Annotated in this window: 28 protein-coding genes; 18 read left to right on the top strand and 10 right to left on the bottom strand. The window is 61.8% G+C overall.

All coding sequences use genetic code 11. From position 1 onward, the window contains the following. The first annotated feature begins 2 nt into the window (after positions 1–2). From ARUE_RS18090 to ARUE_RS18070, 5 genes are all read left to right on the top strand, one after another. Positions 3–944: a carbohydrate ABC transporter permease gene (locus tag ARUE_RS18090; protein ID WP_014922779.1), complete on the top strand. Its 942-nt coding sequence runs from the start codon at positions 3–5 to the stop codon at positions 942–944. Further along, entirely contained in the window at positions 941–1,840 is a 900-nt protein-coding gene (locus ARUE_RS18085) for a carbohydrate ABC transporter permease (RefSeq protein ID WP_014922778.1), read from the top strand. The genes ARUE_RS18090 and ARUE_RS18085 overlap by 4 nt, the downstream gene beginning before the upstream one ends. Positions 1,841–1,877: 37 nt before the next feature. Then, positions 1,878–2,981, top strand: a complete 1,104-nt coding sequence (locus tag ARUE_RS18080; protein WP_014922777.1) for a Gfo/Idh/MocA family protein — start codon at positions 1,878–1,880, stop codon at positions 2,979–2,981. Between the two features lies 1 nt (position 2,982). Beyond that, positions 2,983–3,732 carry a ThuA domain-containing protein gene (locus ARUE_RS18075; protein WP_014922776.1) on the top strand — a complete coding sequence of 250 codons (750 nt, stop codon included), beginning with the start codon at positions 2,983–2,985 and terminating at the stop codon, positions 3,730–3,732. A 97-nt stretch (positions 3,733–3,829) separates the two neighbouring features. Next, positions 3,830–4,240: a hypothetical protein gene (locus ARUE_RS18070; protein WP_014922775.1), complete on the top strand. Its 411-nt coding sequence runs from the start codon at positions 3,830–3,832 to the stop codon at positions 4,238–4,240. Between the two features lie 492 nt (positions 4,241–4,732). On the opposite strand, the gene ARUE_RS24810 is transcribed toward ARUE_RS18070, so the two are convergent. Both ARUE_RS24810 and ARUE_RS24805 read right to left on the bottom strand, forming a co-directional pair. Next, positions 4,733–5,311, bottom strand: coding sequence for a hypothetical protein (locus ARUE_RS24810; RefSeq protein WP_286139803.1), 579 nt, complete (start codon positions 5,309–5,311; stop codon positions 4,733–4,735). Positions 5,312–5,358: 47 nt separating this feature from the next. Next, positions 5,359–5,760, bottom strand: coding sequence for a hypothetical protein (locus ARUE_RS24805; protein WP_210065908.1), 402 nt, complete (start codon positions 5,758–5,760; stop codon positions 5,359–5,361). A gap of 277 nt (positions 5,761–6,037) precedes the next feature. Here ARUE_RS24805 and mpaB point away from each other — a divergent pair, with 277 nt between their 5' ends. The 12 genes from mpaB (at position 6,038) to ARUE_RS18020 (ending at position 16,051) form a co-directional block, all read left to right on the top strand. Continuing rightward, a complete protein-coding gene (mpaB, locus tag ARUE_RS18060; RefSeq protein ID WP_014922773.1) occupies positions 6,038–7,060 on the top strand; it encodes a daptide biosynthesis RiPP recognition protein in 1,023 nt (340 codons plus the stop codon). Then, a complete protein-coding gene (mpaD, locus tag ARUE_RS18055) occupies positions 7,060–8,349 on the top strand; it encodes a daptide-type RiPP biosynthesis aminotransferase (RefSeq protein ID WP_014922772.1) in 1,290 nt (429 codons plus the stop codon). Before mpaB ends, mpaD begins: the two co-directional genes overlap by 1 nt. Continuing rightward, complete coding sequence (mpaC, locus tag ARUE_RS18050; protein ID WP_014922771.1) at positions 8,346–9,569, top strand: daptide-type RiPP biosynthesis dehydogenase; 1,224 nt, start codon at positions 8,346–8,348, stop codon at positions 9,567–9,569. Before mpaD ends, mpaC begins: the two co-directional genes overlap by 4 nt. Then, positions 9,566–9,709 carry a daptide-type RiPP gene (locus ARUE_RS24200; RefSeq protein WP_014922770.1) on the top strand — a complete coding sequence of 48 codons (144 nt, stop codon included), beginning with the start codon at positions 9,566–9,568 and terminating at the stop codon, positions 9,707–9,709. Before mpaC ends, ARUE_RS24200 begins: the two co-directional genes overlap by 4 nt. A gap of 48 nt (positions 9,710–9,757) precedes the next feature. Further along, the gene (locus ARUE_RS24800) at positions 9,758–9,883 is read left to right on the top strand and encodes a daptide-type RiPP (protein ID WP_272941661.1); all 126 of its coding nucleotides are present in this window, start codon (positions 9,758–9,760) and stop codon (positions 9,881–9,883) included. A gap of 46 nt (positions 9,884–9,929) precedes the next feature. Then, a complete protein-coding gene (locus ARUE_RS24195; RefSeq protein WP_159101474.1) occupies positions 9,930–10,067 on the top strand; it encodes a daptide-type RiPP in 138 nt (45 codons plus the stop codon). An 84-nt stretch (positions 10,068–10,151) separates the two neighbouring features. Then, positions 10,152–10,967, top strand: coding sequence for a daptide-type RiPP biosynthesis methyltransferase (gene mpaM / locus ARUE_RS18045; RefSeq protein ID WP_014922769.1), 816 nt, complete (start codon positions 10,152–10,154; stop codon positions 10,965–10,967). Further along, positions 10,964–12,211, top strand: coding sequence for a YcaO-like family protein (locus tag ARUE_RS18040; protein ID WP_014922768.1), 1,248 nt, complete (start codon positions 10,964–10,966; stop codon positions 12,209–12,211). The genes mpaM and ARUE_RS18040 overlap by 4 nt, the downstream gene beginning before the upstream one ends. After that, positions 12,208–13,899: a daptide biosynthesis intramembrane metalloprotease gene (gene mpaP, locus ARUE_RS18035; RefSeq protein ID WP_014922767.1), complete on the top strand. Its 1,692-nt coding sequence runs from the start codon at positions 12,208–12,210 to the stop codon at positions 13,897–13,899. The genes ARUE_RS18040 and mpaP overlap by 4 nt, the downstream gene beginning before the upstream one ends. After that, positions 13,896–14,606 (top strand): ABC transporter ATP-binding protein, encoded by a 711-nt coding sequence (locus ARUE_RS18030; protein WP_014922766.1) that lies wholly within the window; start codon positions 13,896–13,898, stop codon positions 14,604–14,606. Before mpaP ends, ARUE_RS18030 begins: the two co-directional genes overlap by 4 nt. 20 nt (positions 14,607–14,626) lie before the next feature. Continuing rightward, positions 14,627–15,352 carry a hypothetical protein gene (locus tag ARUE_RS18025; RefSeq protein ID WP_014922765.1) on the top strand — a complete coding sequence of 242 codons (726 nt, stop codon included), beginning with the start codon at positions 14,627–14,629 and terminating at the stop codon, positions 15,350–15,352. Further along, positions 15,353–16,051 (top strand): membrane protein, encoded by a 699-nt coding sequence (locus tag ARUE_RS18020; RefSeq protein WP_014922764.1) that lies wholly within the window; start codon positions 15,353–15,355, stop codon positions 16,049–16,051. A 349-nt stretch (positions 16,052–16,400) separates the two neighbouring features. Here the strand turns inward: ARUE_RS18020 and ggt are convergent, their stop codons facing one another. From ggt to ARUE_RS17995, 4 genes are all read right to left on the bottom strand, one after another. Next, complete coding sequence (gene ggt / locus ARUE_RS18010; protein ID WP_043470675.1) at positions 16,401–18,242, bottom strand: gamma-glutamyltransferase; 1,842 nt, start codon at positions 18,240–18,242, stop codon at positions 16,401–16,403. Between the two features lie 107 nt (positions 18,243–18,349). Further along, entirely contained in the window at positions 18,350–19,294 is a 945-nt protein-coding gene (locus ARUE_RS18005; protein ID WP_051025021.1) for a hypothetical protein, read from the bottom strand. A gap of 193 nt (positions 19,295–19,487) precedes the next feature. Then, positions 19,488–20,390, bottom strand: coding sequence for a diacylglycerol kinase catalytic domain-containing protein (locus ARUE_RS18000; protein ID WP_014922761.1), 903 nt, complete (start codon positions 20,388–20,390; stop codon positions 19,488–19,490). A 9-nt stretch (positions 20,391–20,399) separates the two neighbouring features. Continuing rightward, positions 20,400–21,419 carry an SPFH domain-containing protein gene (locus ARUE_RS17995; RefSeq protein ID WP_014922760.1) on the bottom strand — a complete coding sequence of 340 codons (1,020 nt, stop codon included), beginning with the start codon at positions 21,417–21,419 and terminating at the stop codon, positions 20,400–20,402. 77 nt (positions 21,420–21,496) lie between these two features. Between ARUE_RS17995 and ARUE_RS17990 the strand changes: the two genes are divergently transcribed. Next, positions 21,497–22,258 carry an NUDIX hydrolase gene (locus tag ARUE_RS17990; RefSeq protein ID WP_014922759.1) on the top strand — a complete coding sequence of 254 codons (762 nt, stop codon included), beginning with the start codon at positions 21,497–21,499 and terminating at the stop codon, positions 22,256–22,258. A gap of 19 nt (positions 22,259–22,277) precedes the next feature. Here ARUE_RS17990 and ARUE_RS17985 read toward each other — a convergent pair whose 3' ends face one another. The 4 genes from ARUE_RS17985 to ARUE_RS17970 form a co-directional block, all read right to left on the bottom strand. Beyond that, positions 22,278–22,733: a hypothetical protein gene (locus tag ARUE_RS17985; protein WP_014922758.1), complete on the bottom strand. Its 456-nt coding sequence runs from the start codon at positions 22,731–22,733 to the stop codon at positions 22,278–22,280. A 94-nt stretch (positions 22,734–22,827) separates the two neighbouring features. Beyond that, the gene (locus tag ARUE_RS17980) at positions 22,828–23,409 is read right to left on the bottom strand and encodes a dTMP kinase (RefSeq protein WP_014922757.1); all 582 of its coding nucleotides are present in this window, start codon (positions 23,407–23,409) and stop codon (positions 22,828–22,830) included. A 99-nt stretch (positions 23,410–23,508) separates the two neighbouring features. Then, a complete protein-coding gene (locus tag ARUE_RS17975; RefSeq protein ID WP_051025019.1) occupies positions 23,509–24,330 on the bottom strand; it encodes an enoyl-CoA hydratase/isomerase family protein in 822 nt (273 codons plus the stop codon). After that, complete coding sequence (locus tag ARUE_RS17970) at positions 24,327–25,544, bottom strand: CaiB/BaiF CoA transferase family protein (protein ID WP_014922755.1); 1,218 nt, start codon at positions 25,542–25,544, stop codon at positions 24,327–24,329. The genes ARUE_RS17975 and ARUE_RS17970 overlap by 4 nt, the downstream gene beginning before the upstream one ends. Between the last annotated feature and the right edge of the window lie 143 nt (positions 25,545–25,687).

Genomic DNA, 25,687 nt, shown 5'->3' with positions numbered 1-25,687 from the left:
TCATGGCCATAAAGACAATCCCGGCAAGCCGCGGCCCAGCGAAGACAAGCGGCCGCGACCGCGCCGAACGTAAGCTCGCGTTCCGCATGACCGCCCCGTCGCTGGTCATCATGGCGCTGGTTGCGGCGGTCCCCATCGGCTACGCGATCTGGCTCTCGCTGAACCAGTACAGCGTCCGCACCGCCGGCCTGTCCCGCTTTGTCGGACTGGAAAACTACATCAACGCCCTCGCAAACCAGGAGTGGTGGGCTGCGTTCGGCCAGACGTTCCTCTTCGCGGGCCTCTCGGTCAGCCTGGAACTCATCCTCGGCACGGCCATGGCGCTCCTGCTCAACCTCGCATTCAAGGGCCGCGCCGTCCTACGCACCGTGGTTCTGCTGCCGTACGCGATCATCACGGTGGTCAGCGCCATCACCTGGCAAACGATGTTCCAGCCCAACATGGGCCTGGTCACCAACGTCCTCTCCACCTTGGGGCTGCCGGGCGGCGATGTGGTGTGGCTCGGTGAGCACGGCTACGCGATGGCCGTGATCGTCATGGCCGACGTCTGGAAGACCACGCCCTTCGCGGCACTCATCATCCTGGCGGGCCTGCAGGTCATCTCCGCCGAAACGTACGAGGCCGCGGAACTCGACGGCGCCAGCAAATGGCAGACCTTCGTGAACATCACCCTGCCGCTGCTACGTCCGGCGATCGTCCTCGCCGCGATCTTCCGCACCATGGACGCCCTACGCGTCTTCGACCTGCCGTTCGTCCTCACCCGCGGCGCCAACGGCACCGAATCCATGTCCATGCTCGCCTACACGCAACTGCGCGAAAACCGGCTGGTGGGCGAAGGCTCGGCGCTGTCCATCCTGACCTTTCTCACCGTCATGGTGGTCTCGGTCATCTACGTCCGCTTCGCCGGCGGCAACATCCGCGACGTCGCGAAGGAGGAACAATGAGCACGCTGACTGCAGAACGCCCGACGCCGGAACTCGCCAAGCGCCCCAAGGCGCCGAAGCGTCGCTTGCGTGGGGAATCGAAACTGCACCCCCTGGTATGGGTGTTCGTCATTGCCGTGATGGGCTTCTCGCTCATTCCGTTCTACTGGCTGGTGAACACCTCCCTTAAGAAGGGAGCGAGCCTGTCCCAAGGCGAGCTCTTCCCGAGCCAGCCGACCCTCGAGAACTATCTGGTGGTCTTCCAGAACCCCGAGTTCCTCCTGGCCTTGCGCAACTCGGTGATTATCGCCGTCGTGACTACAACAGTGGCGCTGGTCTTCGCGTCCTTCGCCGCGTATGCGCTGGCCAGGCTGAAGATGCGCCGCAAGGCGATGATCCTGACGCTCATCCTCTCGGTCACCACGTTCCCGGCCATCGCCATCGCGGCTCCGATGTTCTCCATCTGGCGCGAAATCGGCCTGTACGACACATTGCTGGGCCTCATCATCCCGAAGCTGACATTCGCGTTGCCGCTGGCGATCTACACGCTGACGTCCTTCTTCAAGGAGATCCCGCGTGAGCTGGAGGAATCCGCGTACATGGACGGGGCCACACCGTTCGTCGCCTTCCGCAAGGTGATTTTGCCGCTGGCCGTCCCGGGCTTGGCGACCACGGCGATCCTGGTGTTCATTTCCGTCTGGAACGAATTCCTCCTGGCCGTCACCCTGACCACCTCGCCGGAAGCCCGTCCGGTGCCGGTCGCGATTGCGTTCTTCAGCGGCACCAGCGAGTTCGACCAACCCCTGGGCACCATCAGCGCCGCGTCGGTGATCATCACCGTCCCGCTCGTGATCCTGGTGCTCGTGTGCCAGAAGCGCATCGTTTCCGGCATGACGGCCGGCGCCGTCAAAGGCTAACCCCAAACCTAGAAACCCCAGAAAGAACAGGAACAACGTGAGCATTCAGCAGCAGGCCCCGTCCGGAACCCTCAAAGTGGGAGTTGTGGGCATCGGTTGGGCCGGCCAGCAGCACCTCAAGGCGTACAGCAACATCGACGGCGTCGAAATTGTCGCCGTCGCCGGCATGGAAGCCGACCTTCTTGCCCAGCTGAAGGAGGAATACAGCATTCCGCATGCCTTCGCCCGCTGGGAAGACATGATCGAGCTTGAAGGCCTCGACGCCGTCAGCGTCGCCGTGCCGACGTTCCTGCACGCGCCCATTGCGATTGCGTCGCTTGAGCGGGGACTGCATGTGCTGAGCGAAAAGCCCTTGGCGCGCAACGCCGTCGAAGGTCAACAGATGGTGGACGCCGCCCGTACGGCTGGCCGCGTGCTGGACGTCGCGTTCAATCACCGCCGCCGCGGCGACATCCAGGCGCTCAAGGAAGTGATCGACGCCGGCACGCTGGGCCGTCCGTACTACGCCAAGGCATCGTGGCTCCGACGCCAAGGCATTCCGATGCTGGGCAGCTGGTTCACCAACCCGGAACTCGCCGGCGGCGGTCCGCTGGCTGATATCGGTGTCCACGTGCTGGACTACTCGCTGCACCTTCTGGGCGAACCCAAGGTGCTTGCCGTCTCGGCCTCGACCCATTCCGAGCTAGGCCCGCGTGGTCTCGGCGGCAACGCCCGGTACACAGCCTCGAACTCCAGCCATAAATTTGAAGTGGAAGACTTCGCGTCTGCGTTCATCCGGCTGGAAGGCGGCGGTACTTTGATCTTGGAAGCAGGATGGGCCACGTACCGCGACGAGAAGGACCTGATGGACTTCACGGTTTACGGGACCGACGGCGGAGCGGACTTGCGCTCGGTCGGCGCCTCCGAGAACCCGGTAGCGGACGTTCACGTCTTCACCGAGAAGGACGGCGAGAACGCCGACTTCGAAGTTGTGGCCGAACCCGGGCGAGCCCACCAGGCCGTCGTCGACGATTTCATTGCCGCCGTGCGCGGTGGCGAAACTGTATGGGGAAGCCATGACGGCTCACTCGCCCTGAGCCGTGCCCTGGTGCTCGATGCTTGCTACAAATCCGCCCTCGAACAACGTGAAGTGGTGCTCTGAAATGTCTGATGCGAAATTGAAGATTGTCGTCTGGAACGAGGCCGTGCACGAGGCCCGCAACGAGCCTGCAACCATTGGCGAGATGTACCCGGAAGGAATCCACGGCGCCATCGCCGCCGGGCTGCGTGGCTTCTACCCCGACTCTGAAATCACGACGGCGACACTCGCCGATCCCGAACACGGACTCTCCGAAGAGGTGCTGGAGCAGACCGACGTGTTGCTGTGGTGGGGGCACATCGCACATGGGGAAGTCGCTGATGAGGTGGTGGAACGCGTGCAGCGCCACGTCCTCGGCGGTATGGGCTTGTTGGTTCTCCACTCAGGGCACTTCGCCAAGATCTTTACTCGATTGCTGGGCACCACGTGCTCGCTGAAATGGCGCAACGAAGGCGAACGCGAACTCGTATGGACGGTCAAGCCCTCGCACCCGATCGCAGCCGGCATTGAGAGCCCCATCGTGATCCCCAAGCAGGAAATGTACGGCGAACTGTTCGACATTCCCGAGCCCGACGACCTGATCTTCATCAGCTCCTTTGAAGGCGGCGAGGTGTTCCGCTCCGGCGTGACCTTCTCGCGCGGCAAGGGCCGGATCTTCTACTTCAGCCCCGGCGACCAGGAATACCCGGTGTACCACCAGCCGCAGATACAGAAGGTCATCGCCAACGGTGTTGGTTGGGTGGCGCAGCCCGGTGTTTTCCGGGAGGCACCCGAGGTGTCCAATCCTGCGCGGGGCTGGTTCGAGGAAGCTTAGGCGCAAAGGGCTTCCACCGCTGAATCCTCTGTTCCACACTGGATCTATCTGCTTGTACTGAGCGGTGGATCGGGGCGGGCCGAATCGAGGGAAGGCTATGCAGAAAGCGCGTGTGGCGGCCGTGCTGACCTGGATTTATGCGGCGGCGTTCGGGATTCCTGCGATTCCAGTCAGCATCTACCTCCTCCAAAACGGGTATCTGCCGATGTTCATGGACCTGTTTCCGATGTACGCGGGGCCGTGGGACGGCCTGGAAGGCTGGGTCTTCGTGACGCTGCTGATGGCATTCCTGGTGGTGGTCTTGGTGGCGTCGTGGGCGGCCTGGCTCGCATGGAAGGGACGCCGGTCCGGGCTTGTTCTCGGGCTGGCTCTCCTACCTGTCGAAGCGGTGTTCTGGCTAGGCTTCGACCTACCGTTCCCGTGGTTGTTCGGTGTGGCCCGCGGGTTGCTGTACGGGCTTGCCTTGATGTCCCAGCGTCAACGTCCGGAGGGGCGGCTGGCAGGTTAGACGGAAGTTGGACCCTTGTTATGCTCCACAGAAGCGAGCGGCCTTGGGGGACTAGCGCGGAGCTCGAAGTTCTTGGGCAACACTACGCAGATCAACAAAAGTTCTTCGGATTAGCCCAAACCGTACCCAGCCAACGTAGGTGCCGTTTTGCCGTGCGGACCGTCCGGCCACAGAAAGTGATTGGCCGGTTCTCACTTTGGGACGCGTTTACTCACGAGCTACGTGCCAACTGAGGCTGCTGCGGCGGCGGTCAAGAGGACTCCCTGCAAGAGATTACTAACGAAGAACGCGATTACAGCAGTAACTACAAAGAATGCCGCCGCTGTTAGTGACAAGAACTTCACCATCGAACCCGATCTGTTGACGTAGTGGTAACCCGATTAAGGATGCGATGTGAATCCAGCCCTAGGTGGCGAAAAGCCCGAAATTGAGTGCTGGAGATGGGCCTCTAGGTGCCCAAAATGTGGTCATCTAGGTGGTGGAGGGCTTCAATTAGGCTCCCAACTCAGAGATGAACTTCTCAATCCGTTCGAACACGTCGGCTTGAGCTTGCTGGGAGGCCCGCCAATCTTCCGGGATTTGCAGGGAATGATCGGCACCGGGCACCTCAAAGAACGTACCGGCGCTCTCAGACTTACGTCCGCCGTCCCACAGCTTGTCCTGCGAACCACCGACAAACAGGTCGTCCTTCGAGGTTGCGCCGATGGTGCTTCTGACCCGCTCATCCGTGAGCAGGGGCGTTAGCCAGATACCGGGGATAAGGGTCTCCTCCGCCCAAGGGATACAAAAAGTGCTGAACGATTTGGCGACAACCAAACGTTGTTCGGCATCGGGAGAGGCAGCAAAGGCATTCTTGGCGGCAGTTGCAGCAAATTTATGAGGGTCCGTGGTGGGCGCATCGTCCGGAGTCCATCGGACAGCCTGAACATGCCAACCCAGTGAACCCAACATTTCACCTATCCAAAAGAGGACCGGGCCCTCCACCGGATATCCGGAACCGGGAAGCAGAACAGCCACTTTGCTTTTCTCCGGGTGATCGGTGGAGGGTTTTGACCAGGTGAAAGTTTCCATAAGGCATGCTAACGGGCGACCGATGAAGTGAGCCTGACCGCTGGAGATCAGCCTGCGTGCTCCTTTTCCCGATCGAGCGAAGACTCGGGGGCACTCCGATAGAAGTGACCGTAACGGCGTAGGCAAAGATATGTGCCGATGAAGGTGACCAAGCCCAGAAGTGGACCAGCCCAGGCGACGATTGGTGAGCCGCGCAGGAACAGCGCCACCATCGCGAATGCCGTAGCAGTAATGACGATCGCCGGTCTTTCCGGGGCGAGGTGGTACTGGACCTTCCGGCCGATCTGGCCGTAAAAGAACCCCACGATCAAGGGGAAGACGATGAAAACGCCGCCCACAATCAAAAGCCACGGCATTGCTGTCATGGTGGCTACGCCAATGGTTAGCCCGTAACAGCCAGCCAACGTCAGCCAATAGCTGTTGGCGCTTTTGCGGTGGATCTTGTTCATGTTCAGGCGCCCCCAATCGTCGAGGGCCCCAGCATAGCCGTTCCAAGGCGGAGCCCTAAGTCATGCCATCAGACGCTGACGCAGCACCACCTAGTCAACCCCTATTCACCACCTAGGGGCACCCAAATGACCCCTAATTTCGCTCCGATCACCACCTAGTTCCACCTTTTCACCCTGTGGGCCTTCCGCCCACCCATAGTGTCCTTCTCAGAACGCAGCCCCGGATCAACCGCCGGGATGGCTGCAAGGGAAGTGCACAACAATTGGGGTTGGGGAATTGAAGCTGAGTCAGCAACAGAGCATTGCCGCCGCTGTGGATCAGTGGATCACCGGCATTCCGGGACGGATCCCGGGCCACGCTATTTTCGTTGAGAATCCAGAGCACACCGAGTACGCGAAGACGCTTGCCGGCGAAGGCTCGACGATCCTGGTCTTGAACGGGGACAAAGCGGATGGGGACATCGTCCCGGTTTCGGGGTCGTTTGACGCTGCCGGGGAAGAGCTCCTGGTGGACGGAAAACTCGCCTTGGAGATCCAGGACTATATAGCCATCCCCTTCGTGAACCTGGTCGGCGTGACGGTGGTCAGGCTGACCACTGAGGAAGACTGGCAGGCATTTTTCGATGACGCGGATGAAGCCCTCCGCAGTGGCAACTTTGTGCAGCAGCTCACCGAAGTCAACGCCGTGCTGGCCGAACGTGGACTGTTGAGTGGGGCCGGGAATCGCAATCTTCTCCTGACGCGGCTCCACATCACCTGGGACGGTTCCATCAGGACCGGGCCCTACGGAACCAAGATTGGCAAAATAGGGGACTCACTGCCTGACTTACGAGTCCGGGCCGTCCCTCTCAGGCCCGAGTCCGCTGTGGCCGCGGTCTACTACCCCGGGGACAGTAGTGACTCCCTCGCGACCAAACCTTGGATCCCGCGTTACCTTGCCGCGCTGGATGCTTGGAAGTTTATTCCCAGAGAAGATCGGGCCAACACGCAGCTGGTGGGTTTCGGCGTCAGCCTTTGCGGCGCAGCCCTCAACGATGGTCTGCCGTCAGCAAGTGCTCCTTTCATCCTCAAATCGGGAGCCGAACACACCCTTTTGGACACGAAGACAGGCCGGTTATTCAAGATCGGTACGGATGCTGCGGCCATCATCGAGGCCGTCTCCAACCTGAGGGATATCAAGGGGGCTGCCACGATGGTGGCACCTGCGATCAAGGTTTCAGCAGGCGTAGCCGAGGGCGCTGCCAGAGCGGTCGTCACGCACTTTGAGCAACTCGGTATCGACATCATGGGCGCACGCTGATGACCGGAGTTCCTGTTCTCCCCACCCCCAGAACACAGCTTCCTCTCTGGGTTCCGCTAGTTACCCAGCACGACTTCAACGAGGATAGCTACACGGCTGTCAGCGCTGAAGGCGTTCATGTCACCTTCGCCGATGGCGGGCAACGAATCTGCGCGAAAAGCGGTCTCTGGAACACCAACCTTGGGTACGGTAACCGCCAGATAGCGGAGTCCATTGCCAAGGAACTCAACGCGGCCTCCTATCTTCCGCTCTTCCGCACGTCCCACCGCAAAGCGATCGAGGCTTCAAGAGCACTCTTGAGCCTGCCTGCACACGACTTCCAGCGAGTCGTCTTCTCCACCTCCGGCGGAGCCGCCAACGACGCAGTAATGAAGCTCGCGCGCCACTACTTCGTCCTGAACGGGCAGCCAGAGCGGAAGCTCATCGTCGGACTGAGCGGTAGCTATCACGGGCTGACGTATGGAAGCCAAGCCCTCAGCGGCGATGACCTCGGACAAGCCGTGTACGGCGTGGATCAGCGGAGCATCCGCCACATCAGATTCGACAACGACGGTGCGGAACTGGCTCGGCTCATGCAAAGGGAAGGCCACAGGATCGCTGCGGTCATCATGGAACCCGTTCTGGGTTCAGGCGCGGAATCGGTCCCGGCGGCCTTCATCGAAGAGGTCATCAAGCACAGGGACCACCACGGCTTCCTCATCATCGCGGACGAGGTTGCCACCGGCTTCGGCAGGGTAAATGGCTGGTTCGCGTCAGATGAATGGGCGCAACAGCCGGATGTGATTGTCACGTCCAAGGGCCTGACCAACGGCACCAGTGCATGCGCCGCCCTCCTGATAGCCCAACGGGTGACGCAACTTTTTGACCAAACCGAGTCCGTCTTTGTTCACGGAGAAACCCAAGCCGGAACTCCGGCAACGTGTGCCGCCATTCTCAGCACCATCGCCGAGATGAAGCGATTGGACCACAAGATCCTGACCAAGCAGGTGGCGTCAGGCCTCAACAAGCTCATAGAAGAACTTCAGGGCACCCCCGGCGTTGGTAACTCCTCGGGTCGCGGCTGCATGCGGGGCCTGAAGCTCCTCTCCAAGAACGGCGTTCCACTCGGATCAAACGGAGTTTTGGCGGTGGTCCGGAGCATCCATCAAGCCGGGGCCATAGTGCAACCAGGGCCGGGAGGGATCCAGCTCCTGCCAGCACTTATTTACACCGACGAGAACTTTGAGGAACTGCGCACCGCAATAGAAACAGGCTTGGCCACCGCCGAATGCGACGGAGTTTTCGAATGATCGCCGATCACGCGGTGAGAACCCGCTGCGTCATCGTCGACGACGGGACGGCACCCAAGTACCTCGGCAACCTCACTCGTGGCCGAACGGGCGTGGTGGTGGACGGCGCACTCAAAGAACACCGCGACAAATTCTTGGACAGCGACCTCAAAGGAGCGCCGGTCCTGGAATTGACCGCAGCACCCGTCACGGTGGAAACCCTGCGAAAGGTGGGCAGCTTCATCCGCGAAAACGGGCTGCAGACCGTCGCAGGGCTGGGCGGTGGGTCAGTTCTGGATGCGGTGAAGCTCGCCGCTCTTTTCACCGCAGACCCCAGCCTGGCAATTTTCGCTGAACGCCACGCCAAACGCTCCGGCCTGTTGGTGTTGCCGCCCATCACGGACCCCAAAGAACGTCCCAAGACCATTCTCATGCCGTCCACCGTAGGGACCGGCGCGGAAGTCAGCGCTGTAGCGTGCCTGGACACCGCCGTCGGACGCCGCCTGATTGCCTCGCGGAACCTGGCGGGTGACGTTGCCATGCTCGACGCCGGGCACCTCGCCACCCTGCCCAGACATCTGGTTTTCGAGGGCCTGCTTGAAGCGTTCCTGAGGGTGGCAGGGACCATGGTTGGCAGCCGCCACAGCATCTTCGACGACGACGGCTATTCCCTCATCCAACGAATCGTCCGGTTGGGGCAGCGGCTGACGTTGCACGATGCGCCCGAGCTGCGGCTGACCGCGGCCCGCCTCAGCATGGAGACGCACACAGGTTGGTCGCTGATGGGCCGCAATCCCTACGGGGCGAAGCACTGGTACCTCGCGAACGAGCTTGCTTACGTGTCCGGTGCGCGAAAGATGACCGCAACGGCCTGCGTGATCGGTCCTATCTGGGAGGAAATCGAGAACGGTGCAGCAGCGTGGGGTAATAGCCAGCGCCTCCAACAGCTCTGGTCCGCGGTCACCCAGGAAGTCCCTGACCTTGACCCCAGCCCGGCTCTTGGCGTCAACCAGCTGATGTGGCGATGGGGCATCGCCGGGCTCGAGACGATCAGCGAGGAAACGCTGGTACGAACCAGGGACGCCACTGTCCGGAATTGGGGCGCAGCGCTTCCGATGCTGCGCGGCATCAGTGCCGCGCAGATTCAGCACGTTCTCACCGCAGCTGCGGGTGGAGACCACGTCTTGTCAGGCCTCAACGGGCGATCTGCCAACGGCAAGGGAGAGGAGGTGAACACATGAACAGCAGCACAGCACTCAAAGCCCTGGACCTCAACATCCAGGAGCTTGAAGCCATGGACGTTCCGGACGACTGGGACGAACGAATCAAAGGCATCACGGCAGGACTGGCGTTGGTGGGGATCGCAGTCGCCATCACCTGACCGCGTCCCACACCAGCCGAGACACACCCAGAGGGGAGGTGAAAGCGAATGCAAAATCAGCTCAACATCTCCATCCAGGAGATCGAGTCCATGGATACCCCGGACTTCAACAATTGGTTCATCGGTGTATCCCAAGGAGTTGCCATCGGCCTGATCGCCGTCAGCATCACCTAAAGCTCCGATGCCCCCCGCATGCCGAGAAACGAGAAAGGAGGAGTCAATGATCGCAACCTCGAACCTTCAGCTGACCATCGAAGAGCTGGAAAACCTCGACACCCCGGACGATACACCGTGGTACATCCGCGTTGGTGACGTCATCATCATCGCCGGCATCGTCGTCGGCCTCGCCGCTACCTAAGCCAGTTCACGCGGGTGGTGCCAAGTTCGGCCACCACCCGCGTGAGCTCCAGACCGAATTCCAACTCCCGGAGAACACGAGCTGATGAACATCGCACCAGATAAGACCGCTGACGCCATCCTTCGGGTCCTGGGACACGTCGATCCGCCAGAGGATCTGTACAGCGCTTCAGGATCCCGCCTCTACGACCAGATCACCGCCAACGACTTGACCGAGCTCCCCGAAATCCTTGCAGCCGTGCGCAAAACCTCGGGCCCCATCCTTGAACTTGCTGCAGGATCCGGACGGATCACCCGGCCTCTCCTTGCCCTGGGTCGTCCGTTGGCCGTCGTCGATTCTTCACCGGAAATGCTCGCCATGCTGAAGGAAAAAGCAGGCACCAAGGCCTTCAACCCGCGCGGTGTGGCGTTGGAGCTGATGGAGGCTGACATGTCCCGCTTCGAAGTCGACGGCGGATACGGTTGCGTGGTTCTCGGCGCCAGTTCCATCACGCTCCTCGAGCCGGCGGGCAGGCGTGAATTGTTCCGGAGAGTGCGCGACTGCTTGACGCCGGACGGTCGCTTCCTCCTAACGGTCTTGAACGCGGACAGCCATGAAGCGTCGGTGAACAACGACGGCACTGCAATTTCGGCGCTTGGGGACGACGCATTCCTCATCACCGCGGAAAGCCGGGACCCCGTCAACGGAGCGCGTCACGTGACCATGGTCCATGTCAGTTTCAGCGTGGACGGCACTTATCGATCCTCCGCATACGCAAGCGATGTCGCCTTTCTGAGCAACAGTCTCCTTGAGGAGGAGATCACTGCCGAACGTCTCAGTATCCTTGAACGCTTGCCGGTTCGGATAGCGTCGCCGAGCCCTGGTTTGAACGACGTGGAGCTGTGGGTATGCGGCAAATGAGCGTAGATCCGGTGCGAACGCTCCATCCTTCCCTGGGACTGGTGTCCGAAGCGTCAGTCTATGTACCGAACGAGATGGGCCTGTGGCGGACGGTGGGGCAGCTAAGCAATGGCGCGCCCGGTACTCGGATCGCTTCTGCAGTAGGGGCCTTCGACGTCTCGAGGCGTGCGTCCCTGACAAGAGGGGCGGGCGAAGCGGTGGAACGGTTCGCTTTGGTTCCCGTGCCGGCAGATTCCGAGTATCTGCTGGCCCGAAAGGGAAGCGCCGACACGCAAATCGACTTTGTCAGTGCCGGGCTCGGCCACGTGTCCGCCCTTGCCTGCGACGTCCCTTGGTACCGTGCCGTTGACCTGCTGACGGGGAAACCCACGCAAGTGCCCGCGCCTGTGGTGGACTACACCCCCGGCCGTGGCGAGTCGAACTCGTGGGATGCGTTCTTTGATCCCTCACCCAACGGTGCGGCGTCCGGGCCCTCTGAAGCCTTTGCCCAGACCTCGGCCATCGCAGAGGTCATGGAGCGAGACGCCTTTCTAGCAGCTTGGCGCCACAAGATTCCGTTGCAAAAGTTCGACGCAAAAAGCATGCCCGTCGCGGTGCGTCAGGGGGCGGAGGCCCGGGGCCTGAGCCTGCTCCTCGTTGCTGCGCGGGCTGCCGGCGTGGAGCCCACGCTTGCCTTCATTCCGAACAACGGGAGTCCGCTGCTGACTGCCGTATGCATCATCACGGAGGAAAAGGGACCCGTTTGCTATGGCGCTGTGGGACTCAAAGCTGCCTCCGACCCTGTAAGCGCCCTCAAGGGAGCGCTTCAGGAAGGGCTGCAAATCCGGGAGCTCTTCCTCACCCGCGCACAGTCCGCGGACCCAGCCTCCGCCGATCCAGCCTCCGCCAGTCCGGTCTCCGCCCCTTCTGTCGCCACCGTGACTGATGACGACTCCCGTGCACACTTCTGGACCACTGCACCGGCAATCGCTGAGTTGCGCCGGTGGGTTGGATCCTTCCAGCCGTCCAACTTTCCCAGCAAGCAACCCGAGCCCGATCTCGATGCTCTGGTGAAGCACCTGGCCGGACGGAACGTCCGCTCCCACTGGGTCAACCTCACACACAGGCTTCCTGCAGCAATCCGGGAATTGGGTTGGGTTGCCGGCAAAGCTGTCTGCCCCGGGGCCATTCCCTTAACCATGGACGAGACCAAGGACCTGTTCGTGATGCCGGGCAGCTCCTCCACCCCGCATCCGCTGATATGAGGAAGCCAGGAACATCGGCACAGGGAGTTGCCGAGTGGCCGGTGCAGCTCGCACCGTCGGCTTCCATCGACGCACCGCTGCAGGAAAACGGGCCGTGGATAGTCGCGGTCAATGGTGTGCCGAAAGCGCGAGTCTCGTCCGACGTCGCCTGCGTTCTGAACGCCGTGGACGGTGCCATGCAACCGGCCCAGCTCGCTCAACTCTTGGGGCCCGCCTGGACGCCTGAGGACGTGGAGGGGATTGTGCGCCAATTGGCGCACACAGGAATTTTCGACGCCGGTGCACAGCCCGCTCAGGCTCGACGGGTCCAGTTCAGGGCACCCCTGACAGTGCAGTTCACCCTTTTCAATCCGGCACCACTGCTTGAGGCTTTCCGCCCGGCAATCACAGCAATGGTTCGGCCTGGTGGAGCCGTCGTGGCTTTGTTGCTCCTGCTCAGCGGCTTAGTGGGCGCGTTCATAGCCGGGCCCAGTATGTGGCGTGTCCTCGCAACGCCTCTTCCTTTGGAGGCCTATCTGTATGTGGTGGCGGCGATGTTTGTGTCCACGCTGCTACACGAGCTGGGACATGGCATGGCGCTGACCTACTTTGGCGGGACACCGCGGCGCATCGGGATCATGCTGTTCTATCTGTCGCCGGCGTTCTTCTGCGACGTGACCGACGGGTGGCGGTTGAGTTCCAAGAAGCAGCGGGTACTCGTGGCTCTCGCCGGTCCTCTGGTGCACGTCGCACTGGGGAGCACCGCCATGACGGTACAAGCGTTTCTTCCGGAGTCCCCCATCAAGGACGCAGCCGTCCTCTACGGGATGATTTGCTACGCAGTGGCAGTGCTGAATCTCTTCCCCTTCATCAAATTGGATGGCTACGTAGCACTGATGTCCGCGGTGGACATTCCCCATCTCCGGAAGAAATCGATCGCTGCGTTGGCCGACGTTGTCAGCGCTCGCGTTCTCGGTTCCCGGCGCGCTGACCCCAGCCGGCGCAATGACCCTAGCCAGGGACTCCTGCCCTGGTTCGGGCTTGCGAGCTTCGTTTCAGGTATTGCCTTCATGGTGATCGGATTCCAACGACTCGTCCCGGTTTTCCTCCAGCTTGGTTACACAGGGCACCTTGTTGTTCTCGGAGTCCTTTGCCTCCTGCTGGCGATGGCCCTCAGGAGCGTGGTCCGGTTCTTCCGTGCGGCAGGCCGGAATGGAAGCCCGGCGTGGAGGCGGATCCTGGTAGTCCTGCTGGGAGCCATTACCGTCGGAGCACTCCTTGCGCTGGTGCCCGTGAGGCCCACGTCCATAGCTGGCTACACCTACGCAGACGGCCAACTACTGATTGTGGCGCCTCTTCAAGGCACAGGCCAGGCCTTCGAACCCGGCGATCACGTCACTCTGCAATCGCAAGGAATGATCATTCACGAGAATCTTGGCCAGGCCACCCTCGGTGACCAGCCGCCGTCGAACTCCCTGGCGCCGCTGGACACCATCGCCCCGATTGCGCTGGCCGGCAACAACCTGCCAGTACTTGCCTACCCGAGCCAGCTGGAATCCGGGATCAACCTTTCTTCCTCCGGACGCGCCGAAGTGAAAAGCCAGCGAGAAACGAGCTTGGGGGAGTGGCTGTGGGATGCGGCCATCAATTCGCCGCTGTGGCCAGGCCCATCCGGGCAAGCTACCGAATCCACGAGAGGGCACCAATGACAATCCACGCCAGTTTCGAGGCGTTCAGCAAGAGGAGAGGCTCACGGTTCGCGGTTGAAGAACTGACGTTCGACGTTGCGGCCGGACGTGTTGTGGGTCTGATTGGTCCGAACGGGGCAGGGAAGAGCACGGCGCTCGCAGGGCTCACCGGGCTGTTGGAAGCAACGTCCGGGCGGGCAACCGTATTTGGCACTGACTACCGGTCACTGCGGAGACCCGCCACCAAAGTTGGCGTGAATCTGGACGGAATGGACGTGGAGCCCGGGTTGACGGGACGCCGACACCTGAAGATCTGCCAGCTCGCCGTCGGGGCTGACCCGGGGAATGTGGAGCGGATTCTTGAACTGGTGGACCTCGCAGCCGAAGGAAACAAGAAGGTCCGGGACTATTCGCTGGGCATGCGGCAACGCCTGGGAATTGCCTCCGCATTGGTGGGTAGCCCAGAGATGCTTGTCCTTGACGAACCCGCCAACGGACTGGACCCCGAGGGCATCCAGTGGCTCCGGAGGTTCCTCCGGGACTTCGCCGCATCAGGAGGCAGCGCCCTCGTCTCAAGCCACCAGCTCATGGAGTTGGAGCAGGTTGCGGACGAAGTTGTGATTCTCAAGCAAAGGGTGCTGTTTCGAGGCACCATCGAGGAAGCCAAGGCCCTAGGCGCGGGCAGTCTGGAATCCGCGTACTTCAAGATTCTGGAGGGTGCCCGGTGAATAGAGTTGCTCTCCGTTCCTTGACCAGTGGTCTCCGTTCAGAGCTCCTCCGGTACTTCAGCGGATATTCGGTCTTGGGCGTACTGGCATTCACCGCACTGATCCCATGGTTTGTTGCGAACTTCCTCGGCTGGCCGGGTAATTCCGGTGCGGTATCGGCGGCGGACAACGTTCAAGTCTTTTGGGCCCTGGCAGCGAGCATTGCACCAGTGGCTACTTTCGCGGGGAGCTATTTGGTAACCCGGGAGTCCTATTACGGGACCCTTCGGCGAAGTGTGGTGATGTCAGGGCTGAAGCAAGTGCTGATATCCAAATACTTGGCCGCAGTAATTGTCGGACTTGCCACGGTCATCAGCGGGATCGCAATCTGGGGCGTGAGCATAGCGTTTTCACTGCCTTCTGATGTGCGGGCCGAACTGCTGACTGCCGAGTCATGGAAGGCGTTGCCTGGCGTGGTGCTTGCCTCAGTTATGGGTTCCCTGTGGGGTTGTTCGCTCGGATGGATCATTCGGCACTACTACGCGACGACGATACTCACCTTGCTGGTACCGCTAGCCCTTGAGTTGCCTCTCCTTGCAAGCGCCGCTGAGATAGCACGCTGGCTTCCCTCCAGCGCTTTGGCGGGTATTGCGTCACTGCCCTTCGAGGGCTTAATGGATCCCCTTCCAGCCTTCCTTGTATCACTGGGGTGGATCCTCGCAGCGGGCTTGTGCGCTGTGCGGCTTCTTCGCGGTAAGGAGTTCTAAATGGTTCACGTGGTGCCCGCTTTCCTCTCTGAGCTGCGGCGGCCGTGGTTGTGGCTGGGATCAGCCGTCGGTGCCCTGCTGGTGGTAGGGCTCATCGCCGTACTCCTTGGCATGGCGGGTCTGGAATCTCCAACATCTCCGGGGATTGAGGTTCTTCGGCAGGCAAGCATGTCCCTCATGCTCACAGGAGCCGCAGTGGTGGGATCCTTTGCATTCACTTCGGACTATCGGGCTGGATGCTTCACACGCCGGGTACTGCACTTCCAACGAGGTCCCGCATTCACTGCCCGGGCCGCCAGCACTGCCCTGGCGGCCCTTCTGGTGGGAGTGACCATAGGCGTGCTGTTCGGACTGTCCGGAGAAATCCTGGATGGAGCATGGGGATTCAGCTTTCATGCAGTCCTTGCGTTTGCGGGAACGGCCTGCATGGGGTCGCTATGGGGCTTTGCCATCGGTTCCCTTATTCGCAGCCACCTGGTGAGCCTCTTCGTGGTGCCCCTGAGTTTGGTACTTCCGGAACTCCTGGCCGGGTGGTTGGGAGATGCCGAGCAGTTTTTCTTCCCGGTTTTAGCCGCTGACTGGGCGGACCAACTTGCTGTCCACATAGCCGCATTCGGTTCTTTCGTTGGAGCTGTGAGCTGGCTTTTAGTAGTTACAGCGGTTGCATTCTTGGTGTTTCTCAAGCGGGATCTGGCATGACACTTCATCTACTTCAACTAAGGAGTACACAATGAATCGCATCCCGTTGACTTGGCTTTTTCTGGCATTGGTTCTCGGTGCCTATGCCGTGTCAATCTTCATCTCAAATCAAGATCAGACGTGGTGGTCCACGGCTTCCGGCATCATCTTGGCCGCTGCATCCTTGGTCATGTTCTGGAAGTTCAGTCGGGAGCTCAGGAACAACCGCCAACCTTGAGCAATTCGGAGCAACTGTGGCTCGGCATACCTGTGGCGAAAGTACCCGGCCCGGCAGCAGAGGCCCGTCCCGGAGGCGACCCTCATCGGGCGCCTCCGGGGCGGGCTTCGTTTGCCAGGTTTGAGCTACGCGTTACCTGCCGGGCTTGGCTGGCTTCACCACCATCGCCGAACCTCCACCACGCCGATCCGGCTCGGCGGCTGCGGTCAGCGATCCGTCCGGGTTGAACTCGATGGCGGTAGCCGCTCCGATCTCGGCAGCAGAAGTGAAGGCGTCACCAGCCGGAACCAGATCATGCCCCAAGGACTCCAGCGCCGGACCGTAAGCGTCAATAAACGCAGGCTCGGAGCTGATGGTCGCGCCATTCCGGGGTGCAGCCCGCGGGGCAGCCAAAGCCTCGGAAACAGTCATGCCCAAGTCGACGCGGTTCAGGATGGTCTGCAGCACGGTAGTGATGATGGTCGAACCCCCTGGAGAGCCCAGGGCCAGGAACGGCTTCTCATCTTTCAAAATAATGGTCGGCGACATCGAGGACCTTGGCCGCTTGTTCGGTTCGATCCGGTTCGGATCTTTCGGGTCATAGACCGTGCTGAAGTCGGTCAGTTCGTTGTTGAGCAGGAAGCCTCGACCCGGAACAACGATTCCCGAACCGCCGGTCTGCTCGATCGTGAGCGTGTACTCAACCACGTTGCCCCACTTATCTGCCACAGTCAGGTTCGTGGTTGAGATGTTCTCTGTATCCGTGTCTTTGGCGAGCGGTGCCACGGCAGCCGGGCACGCGCCGTCGAACGTTTTCAGGTCACCGGGGGCCACGGGCTTGGTTGCCGCGGTCGTCGGACTGATCTCGCAGGAGCGTTCCTTGGCGAACACGGGGTTGAGCAACGTCTGGGTGGGGACATTCACAAAAGCGGGATCGCCTACATAGGCGCCACGATCTGCGAAGGCAAGCGAGCTGGCCTCGATGTAATGGTGCAGGGCATCGACAGGTTTCATGCCTTTGAGATCGTAATTCTCCAGGATGTTCAGCGACTCACCCACCGTGGTGCCGCCACTGCTGGAAGGTGCCATGCCGTATACGTCGTAGCCGCGGTACTCCACCTTGGTAGGGGCCTGGTCCAGCACCTTGTAGTTGGCCAGGTCCTGCACCGTCATGGAGCCAACGGGGACGGGGAGCTCGGTTGTGGCGGTTTTCGGCGGAGCCTGTACAGTCTTGACGATTTCCTCGGCGAGCGGGCCGCCGTAGAAGGCATCAGTCCCCTCCTTAGCCAGTTGCCTGTAGGTGTCGGCCAGTTCGGGGTTCTTGAACACACTTCCGACGGCGGGGGCGTCGCCGCCGGGAAGGAACAGGTCACGGGTAGAGGTAAACGCATCGAATCGGACCTCGTTGTCCAAGGTTTGCTGTCTGAACGTCTCGTCCACCACGAATCCCTTGTCAGCCACCTTGATGGCAGGCTTGAGGGTTTCACGGAGATTCATGGTTCCCCAACGCTCCAGGGCCCGCTCCCAGGTTGCGGGCGTGCCGGGCACTCCCACGGAAACGCCGCTGGTGACGAGTTCCGGCGTGAAACGGTAGGGCTTTCCCTCGGGGTCCGCGGGGTTGATAAAGGCATCCTGTGTGATGCCCGCTGGTGCGGTTTCACGTCCGTCAATGGTCCCTACCTGCTGCGTCTTGGCGTCGTAGAAAACGAAGTAGCCGCCGCCGCCGATGCCGGCGCTGTAAGGTTCGGTGACGCCCAAGGTTGCTGCTGCAGCGACGGCTGCGTCGGCTGCGTTGCCGCCTTTCCTCAATACGTCGATGGCGGCTGCAGAAGCTTCGGGATCAACGGTGCTCACGGCGCCGCCGTAGCCTGTGGCCGTGGCTGTCTTGTCTGTTTCGCGGGGATCGGCGAAGGCCGGACTGGCCATCGCGCCGCTCGTCGCGGTTAGTGCCAAGGCTGCCGTGACCGCAGCCAAGTGACGTCTCACATGTGTCATGGTGTCTCCCAGAGTTGTTCCAGACGATGATGTGGGTGGACGGTCCGGTCACCCTATCTCGCGGTTTGGCGAGGAACAACGGTTGATTCTTGAAGCAGAATCGGCAATCAGGTGGTGCTGTGGACCCGCCGCGCAGCGATGACTCGAATGCCTACGCCTGCCAGCCCAAGAGCCAGGGCCAACAACACAGTGGGTACGGCTCCGCCGTCGGGACCCAGGGCTGCCGTGAGCACTTCCCTGCCCATCAGCACCATTTCAGGGATATCCCCAGCTATCACCCGGGTCCCAAGAACTGACTGGACGGCTGTAAAGACAGCGGGGATTACCCACAGGAAAGCGAGGTTTAGCACCCAAACAGCCAAGCGGCCAAGGGGCCTCACACCGCACCAAGCCAGCGCGCAACCCACAACAATCGCTGGAAGCCAGTGGGCAATGGAAGGGACCGCGATGGGTACATTCGTGTGCCCAACAACGCCAACCACCCATTCAACGGCCCAGGATGTGAAGGGGACCGCCATAAGTCCGCCCCCAATGGTTGTTGCCACTGTTGACTTCGAAGCGATCAGCAGAAGAGCGACGACCGCGGCGAGGATGGAGCAAATGACGCCGGCCATCAGACCCGCACGGTAATACTGCGCCAGGGTTCCGCGCATCAACCCTTGGCCGAGGAGTTCGAATGACTGCACGGTGGCAGCTACTTGGACCAAGAGCAGGCCAACTATCGCGCACCATGTGACGAGTCGGCGTCGAACGGGGGACCAGACACGTATCGCAAACCCCGCTGCTGCGCCGCCCGTTGTCAGGAGAGCGACGATGGTGAGCACCTCATATTGGCTCAGGGGCAGGAGTGCCAAGGGCATCTGGCCCGGCATGACCTGCGTAGCCCAGAGGTTCTGCAGGGGCAACCGGGCACCGGAAATCCACCAAGGGACGAGGCCCAACGCTGCGGCAAGGATGCCAATCAATAACCCCAGGGCCGCACTGCTCGCGGCACCGCGTGGACGCTTCTCTGACTCGTCAGTCCGCTCGGTAGCTATCTCGGCATGGCTCACGGAAGCTCCTAGGGTACGGCAGGGGTATGAAGCCCTAGAATACTGCGCCGAATGGAATAACCTGCGGGACGTTGCTGCTGCAAGGCGGGCCGTCATCACTAACTTTGAGCGATCCGGCCCAGGGGGATGGCCTAAAAACGGCGTGTTGGCCCGAATCCACCATCAAAGTGGGTGGTGGCTGCACAGGTGAAGATCAAACAACCAGCTTCAGCGGCCGCTGCCCCAACTGCACCGTGATCTCCTGTCCCCACGATGCCGTCAGCCGGTCATCTTCCATGCCGTCGCCGAACACCACCAGCTGATCGGAAGCCACGGTGATTCTGAGTATTTCGCCGGCTTCCAAGACACCTTCGGTCAACGAGGCACCGGTGACCGGGGAGGGCCAGGCTTCGCGGACAAACCATGCGAGCCGCGGATCGGTGGGTCCAGGCAGTGCCCGCCCTCCACGTTCCAAAGCAATGGAGGCGCACCAGCCGGTGGCGCCTGTGCCGGTGGAGACGATGAGGCCCGACGACGACTGCCGCTCTGTTTGCCCGCCCGGAACCGTGAAACTCGGCGCTGTGATGGAGTACTTCGCCGATTGGTGCGAGGCGTGCCCGACGAAAACTTCGTTGAGCGCCGAAAGCTGCTGACCGTCGTCGAGCGTTGCCGTCACGGTGGTGAGATTTTGGCAGCGGAGCCGCCCAAGGTCGCCGGCACCCAGCAAAGCGGCGGCCGCTGCGGGCGTGTGCCGGACCAGTACGCCCGGGTTTGCGCCTGGCTCAGGATCGATGCCGATCACCGGCTGGCCATTCAGGTACTTGGCAACATTCGCCACGAGTCCGTCCTGTCCCACCACGGCGATGATGTCCTCGGCCGTGAGCAGGAAGCGGCTCAGGTCCGCCCGTTCTACTTCTGCCTGGTGCCAATCGGAGGGTACTGCCGCCCTGATGGTTGCGAGAGCGGAGGTGAGCTGATCGTGCCGATCCTGCACGTCCTGGATGCTGCGGCCACGCGTACGGAGGAAGAACTCGGCTTGGCCCCGGGTGGCGTGCCGGTCCAGAAGTTCCTGGAGTTCTGTTCGTCGGTGGACGATGACGATGCGCGGGGTTGCCATGACCGGTCCTTACTTGGTGGGTTCTACAGTAGCGGCGGGTTCCTTGAACAGTCCGGCAAGTGCTCCGCTGAGCAGGTCCGGAGTGACGGTCAGGTTCCCGATATTCGGGAGGCTGCCAGCTGCATCCTTGAGTGCCAACGCCAGGAGTGTGGCCTGTTCCATGCCGCGGTAGACCTCCATGGTTGCGGCTTCGCGGGCTGCAGCTGCTTCGCCAACCAGCCGGATCTGGTTGGCTTCGGCGGCGGCGCCAATACCCTTCCGTTCAGCAGAGCCTTGGGCCTCAATGAGTCCCGCGGCTGCTTTCTCTTCAGCAGCGCGCCGGGCATTTGCGCCTTCCTGGGCCACCAGATTTTCGCGGCGTACGGCCAGTTCGATTTGGCTAGCCATTTCATTTTCGGAGATAGTGCGTTCACGTTCGACGGCGACTGCCCGCCTCTCGTATACGGCCCGGTCCGCTTCGGCCTGGAGTTGTTCACGCACCGGCGTCTGGAGGGCGCGTTCGACGTCGGATTCGGGACGAACTGCGAGGACCTGCACCCCGAGGATTTCGATGCCGGTGGACTGAAGCCTTGCATCGGCCCGCAGTGCTTCGGTGAGGACGAGACGCAGCTGGCTGACTCCGCGTTCCAGCGCCTCGGCGAGTGTGGTGGTGGCGATCTGGTCGATCGCGTGGCTTTGGCACAGCTGGCCGATGATGGTGGACACCTGCTCACGTCCGGTTGCCGGCGCCTTGCCCGCAGTTTGCAAGCCGAAGTCGAGGCGGGTGGAGACGGCCACGGGATCGATGAACCGGTAGGTCACGTTGGCCTGAACACTCACGTCCTGGTGGTCGCGGGTGATGGCGTGGAAGAGCGTGGGCAGTTCCTGGTCATCTACGGGGACCTCGCTCAGTACCGAGTTCGCGGGGCGGAACCAGAATGCCTGGCCAACTCCTTGGTGCCTGACCGTCCCCTTCTGGAGGTGGACGACGTAACCGGTGGGGCTGCCAAGGAAGTGGCTGATCCAGGGGTAGCGCTTGATGTTGGCCATGATGTTCTCTCTTTCATTTGATTATCGTCAACTTGACGATAATCAAACACTAGAGTGGATCCAGCTTTATTGTCAAGATGACGATAATTCCCTACGATTACTTCATGCCTGAATCCCATCCGGCGCCTGAGCGCTTCCCCGTGACAGTTGACGTCATCGCCCTGACGGTCCGCGACGGCGAGTTGAACGTCCTCCTCATCACCCGCCTTATTGAGCCCTTCCGCGGCAAGCTCGCTCTACCGGGTGGCTTCGTGCTCGCGGGCGAGGACCTCCTCGAAGCGGCTGGTCGGGAGCTCGCGGAGGAGACCGGCGTCGAACATCTTCCGGGTCACATGGAGCAATTGGGGAGCTACGGCCCGAAGGGGCGCGACCCTCGTGGCGACGTCCTGACCGTGGCTCATCTGCTGCTGGCGCCGGACTTCCCGGTGTTGTCGGCCGGTAGTGACGCTGAGCAGGCTGCGTGGTACCTGGTTCGTGATGTCCTCGATGGGAAGCTTGATCTGGCCTTCGACCACGCGCGGATCCTCGCCGACGCCTTGGAGCGGGCAAAGTCGAAGCTCGAATACTCGCCCCTGGGCGCGGCATTCTGCGGCGAGGAGTTCACCATCGCCCAGCTCCGCTCCGTCTACGAGGCTGTGTGGGGCACGCGCCTGGACCCGCGGAACTTCCACAGAAAAGCCACCGGAACGCCCGGCTTCCTGGAAGACACAGGGCGGATGACAACGGGCGACGCCGGACGGCCGGCTGCGCTGTTCAGGCTCGCCTCCGAGGCACGTCCGACGCCGGGTCAGCCCACCCGCGCCGTACTCAACCCTCCGCTAATGCGCCCGCGGGATTGACCGGCCGCTATGTACCCAACTACCTGTCCCTCAGTTTGCCGGCGTGGGCGAGGATGGCTGCGGCTGTGGACTCGGGGTTCGGGGTCGAGATGATCCACGTGCGGTTGGGCGTTTCGATGACGATGGCTGGTCCGCCGACCAGCAGCCCCCATGTTTTCCGGCCCAAGTAGCGAATGCCAAAGCCCTCGGTCAGGGAGCTGGATGGGGCGGGGGAGGCATCGACGATGTCCTTCAGTGGGACCGTCCGGGAGTAGAACGGCCGGCATCTGACTACCAAGGTGCGTTCTGTGGATTCGATGCTCACGGTCATACGCAGCACCAGCGCTGTCAAAAGGAGCATAAGAACAGCCAGCGCCAGGCTGATGAGCAGGACGCCGCTGGGAATAGCAGTCGCAATGATGAAGAAGCAGGCCACACCCACAACGCTTGAAATGACTTTCTGGGATCCGCGGCTGATCCTAGCCTCTGAAATCACTGAAGATGTTCCTTCGCAAGCCGGCTCATCTGCGCGAGCCTACCCCGCAAAAGAGATGCTGCAAGTCAACCGGCCGCGCTGCGAGCCGCTTGGGTTAGGCGTGGAGTGGTTCCTTACCGGTGATCACACGGTTCAGCTGGGCCTGGACGTCGCCAGGTTCGCCGCTGGCGTCCACCACAGCAAAGTCTTCATATTGAGGCAGTGAACGGTATGCGTCCCTGAATGCCCTCAGATCGGCAACTGTCTCCTCATCCGTGCCGCGCGCCATAACCCGCTCATGGGCGATGGTGGGGTCTGCGTCGAAGTGGACGTGCAGGTCAGCAGCCGGGAGTTTCTCCAGCAGCCATGGCAGCAGCCGGCCGCGACGCAATCCGTTGGCCTGGCGTAAGGCCAGCTGGCAATGGAGGTGGCGGTCCATGACCACCAGGCCGTCGAATTGCCGGGCGCGCGCGTGGTTCACCAGCACGTTGAACACGCGAACGCCGGTTTCGATGAAGTCCGCGACGCGTGGCGGCACCTTCCACCCATACCGCGCCGATAGGAGCGACATCCTTCGGCGTGCAGCGTGATTACTGAGCAGCAGGGCGCTTCGTCCCTCAGCCAGAGCTGAATCGACCAAGGCGCGGGCCGCCGTCGTTTTTCCTGAGCCGTCAATTCCCGTCAGAACAATGAGCATGAGCCCTCCCTTCGTCTTCTGTACAACTCGTTCCCTGTACAACGCGGGGAGGGCCTCAGTTAGTGCCGGATGAGGCGCGGATCACAGCTCAGGGGCTGCTCACGATGCAGGCCGCCACATGAACCGGGGCTGCTCGCGGTTCAGGAATGCGCTGATGCCGATCCCCATGTCCGGGCTGTCGGGCATCGCCGACCAAGCTGCCGCCCATTCCTGATCAATGCCGGCCGCAGGCACACTGTCCGTCAAGTCCACCAGCCGCTTCATGGAGTGCATGGAGAACCGGGAGCGGCTCCGCAAGGAACGGACAAGCGCTGCGCACTTCTCCTCAAAGGATTCGGAAGGCATGACGTCGGCAACCAGCCCGAGCGCTCGAGCTTCAGGAGCGCTGAACGTCTGTCCGGTGAGCAGGATGTACTTCGCGTTGGCATGTCCCACTAACCGGACCAGCCGTTCGAGGCCGGGCCGTGGGTAGATGATGCCGATCTTGGCCGGGGTGAGCCCTATGACGGCACGCTCGTTGGCGATGATGAAGTCGCAAGCCGACGCGATCTGCCACCCGCCGCCCATGCAGGCGCCATCCACCAGGGCAACGGCGGGCTTCGACAGGGCTGCGATGGCCGAATCTGCCCTGCTGAGGTGATCCGCCGTGGAACCGTCCGGCTGGGGATCCAGCAGCACCGAGGCTAGTTCACTGATGGACGCCCCGGCGCAGAACGTATCTCCGGCGCCGCGCAGCACAACCACCGCAACGTCCGGATCGGCGTCCAGTTGAGGCATCAGTTCCTGGATCTCCAGGCACATGTCCTTGGTCAGAGCGTTTCTCTGCGCCAGGTTGGAAATCTCCACACTGGCCACGCCGTCAGCGATCGCGACAGAGATTCGGCCTGTCCGGGGACGCGCTACGTCGGAAACCGTGCTCATCGCTGCGCTCCAATCTTTGCTGGCCCGCACACAACGCGACCCTCGCGCTCAAGCCGGGTGACGTCGTCGTGCGTCATTCCGCGTTCCATCAGTACTTGGGCGGTGTGCTCGCCCAGCAGCGGAGGCGGCGAAAGGATTTCGCTGGCCTCGCCGTCCAAACTGAGTGGGCCGCGGAGCAGGGGGAGCTCGGACCCATCCGCGCGTTGGCGGCGCTGCACGAGTCCCAAAGCGGCAACCTGTTCCGAGGCGAGGGCCTGAGTGTAGTCATAGATAGGGCCGCAGGGGATTCCGGCGTGGCTGATGAGGGGAACCCAGTCGGCCGCGGACTTGGCGCTGAGAGTACTTTCAATGAGCTCTGACAGCGGGTCCCTGTTGGCCGAACGGTCCGCTCCGGTGATGAACCGGGGGTCCTCGACGGCTGCGGGAATGCCGAGCAAGTCGCAGAACGCCCGCCATTGCTTGTCGCTTCCCACCGCGATGTTGATGGGCTCCGTGGCCGTGGCGAACATGCCATATGGGGCAATGACGGGGTGATTGTTGCCCTGCGGCGTAGGTGCTTCTCCGAGGCTCAGGGCTTTTTGTCCCTGGAAGGCTGAAAGGTTCAGCGCGGTCTCAAGAAGGGAAGTGGACACCCGGCTGGGGCGCTCGCCGTTTCGGGCCCCCAGAAGCGAGGAGACGATTCCGAACGCGCAAATCATTCCCGAGGTGATGTCCACGATTGGCACCCCCACGCGATAGGCCGAGCCGGGTCCGGGCCCAGTGACGGACATCAGCCCGGACATTCCCTGGATCACCTGGTCCAGTCCGGCGTCGTCCTTGAGCGGACCGGTGTTGCCGAAGCCGGTGACGGATCCAACCACGAGTCCCGGGTTGAGTTCCTCCAGCCGTGCTGGAGTGAACCCCATCTTTTCCAGGGTGCCGGGCTTGAAGTTCTCCACCAGGACGTCCGCGTCAGCGATCAGGCCGGCGAGGATGCCACGCCCCTCCGCCGAGTAGAAGTCGATGCACACCGAAACTTTATTGCGGTTGACGGAGTCAAAGTAGAGGCTGTGACCGTCCTGGAACGGAGGCCATTGGCGGGCGGTGTCACCCCCGTTGATGCTTTCCACCTTGATGATCCTGGCACCCATATCGGCCAGGAGGGCGGTGCAGTAAGGGCCGGCAAGGGCGCGGCTGAGGTCGATCACGGTGATTCCGCGGAGTGGTTTGAGCACTGTGTTGTCCTATCGATGAAGGGTTCTAAGAGACTGGACGGAAGCACCAGGGCGCCAACAAGGACGAGCCGCCTGACCACCACCGTGTCGATGGTCATTGCAGCCATCCACACGCCAACGCCGGCATCCGCTGCGAACATGGG

It is taken from the genome of Arthrobacter sp. Rue61a (assembly GCF_000294695.2).
GTDB lineage: Bacteria > Actinomycetota > Actinomycetes > Actinomycetales > Micrococcaceae > Arthrobacter > Arthrobacter aurescens_A.
Note: the sequence above shows the minus strand (reverse complement) of the source record. Positions and strands in the feature narration are given on the sequence as shown.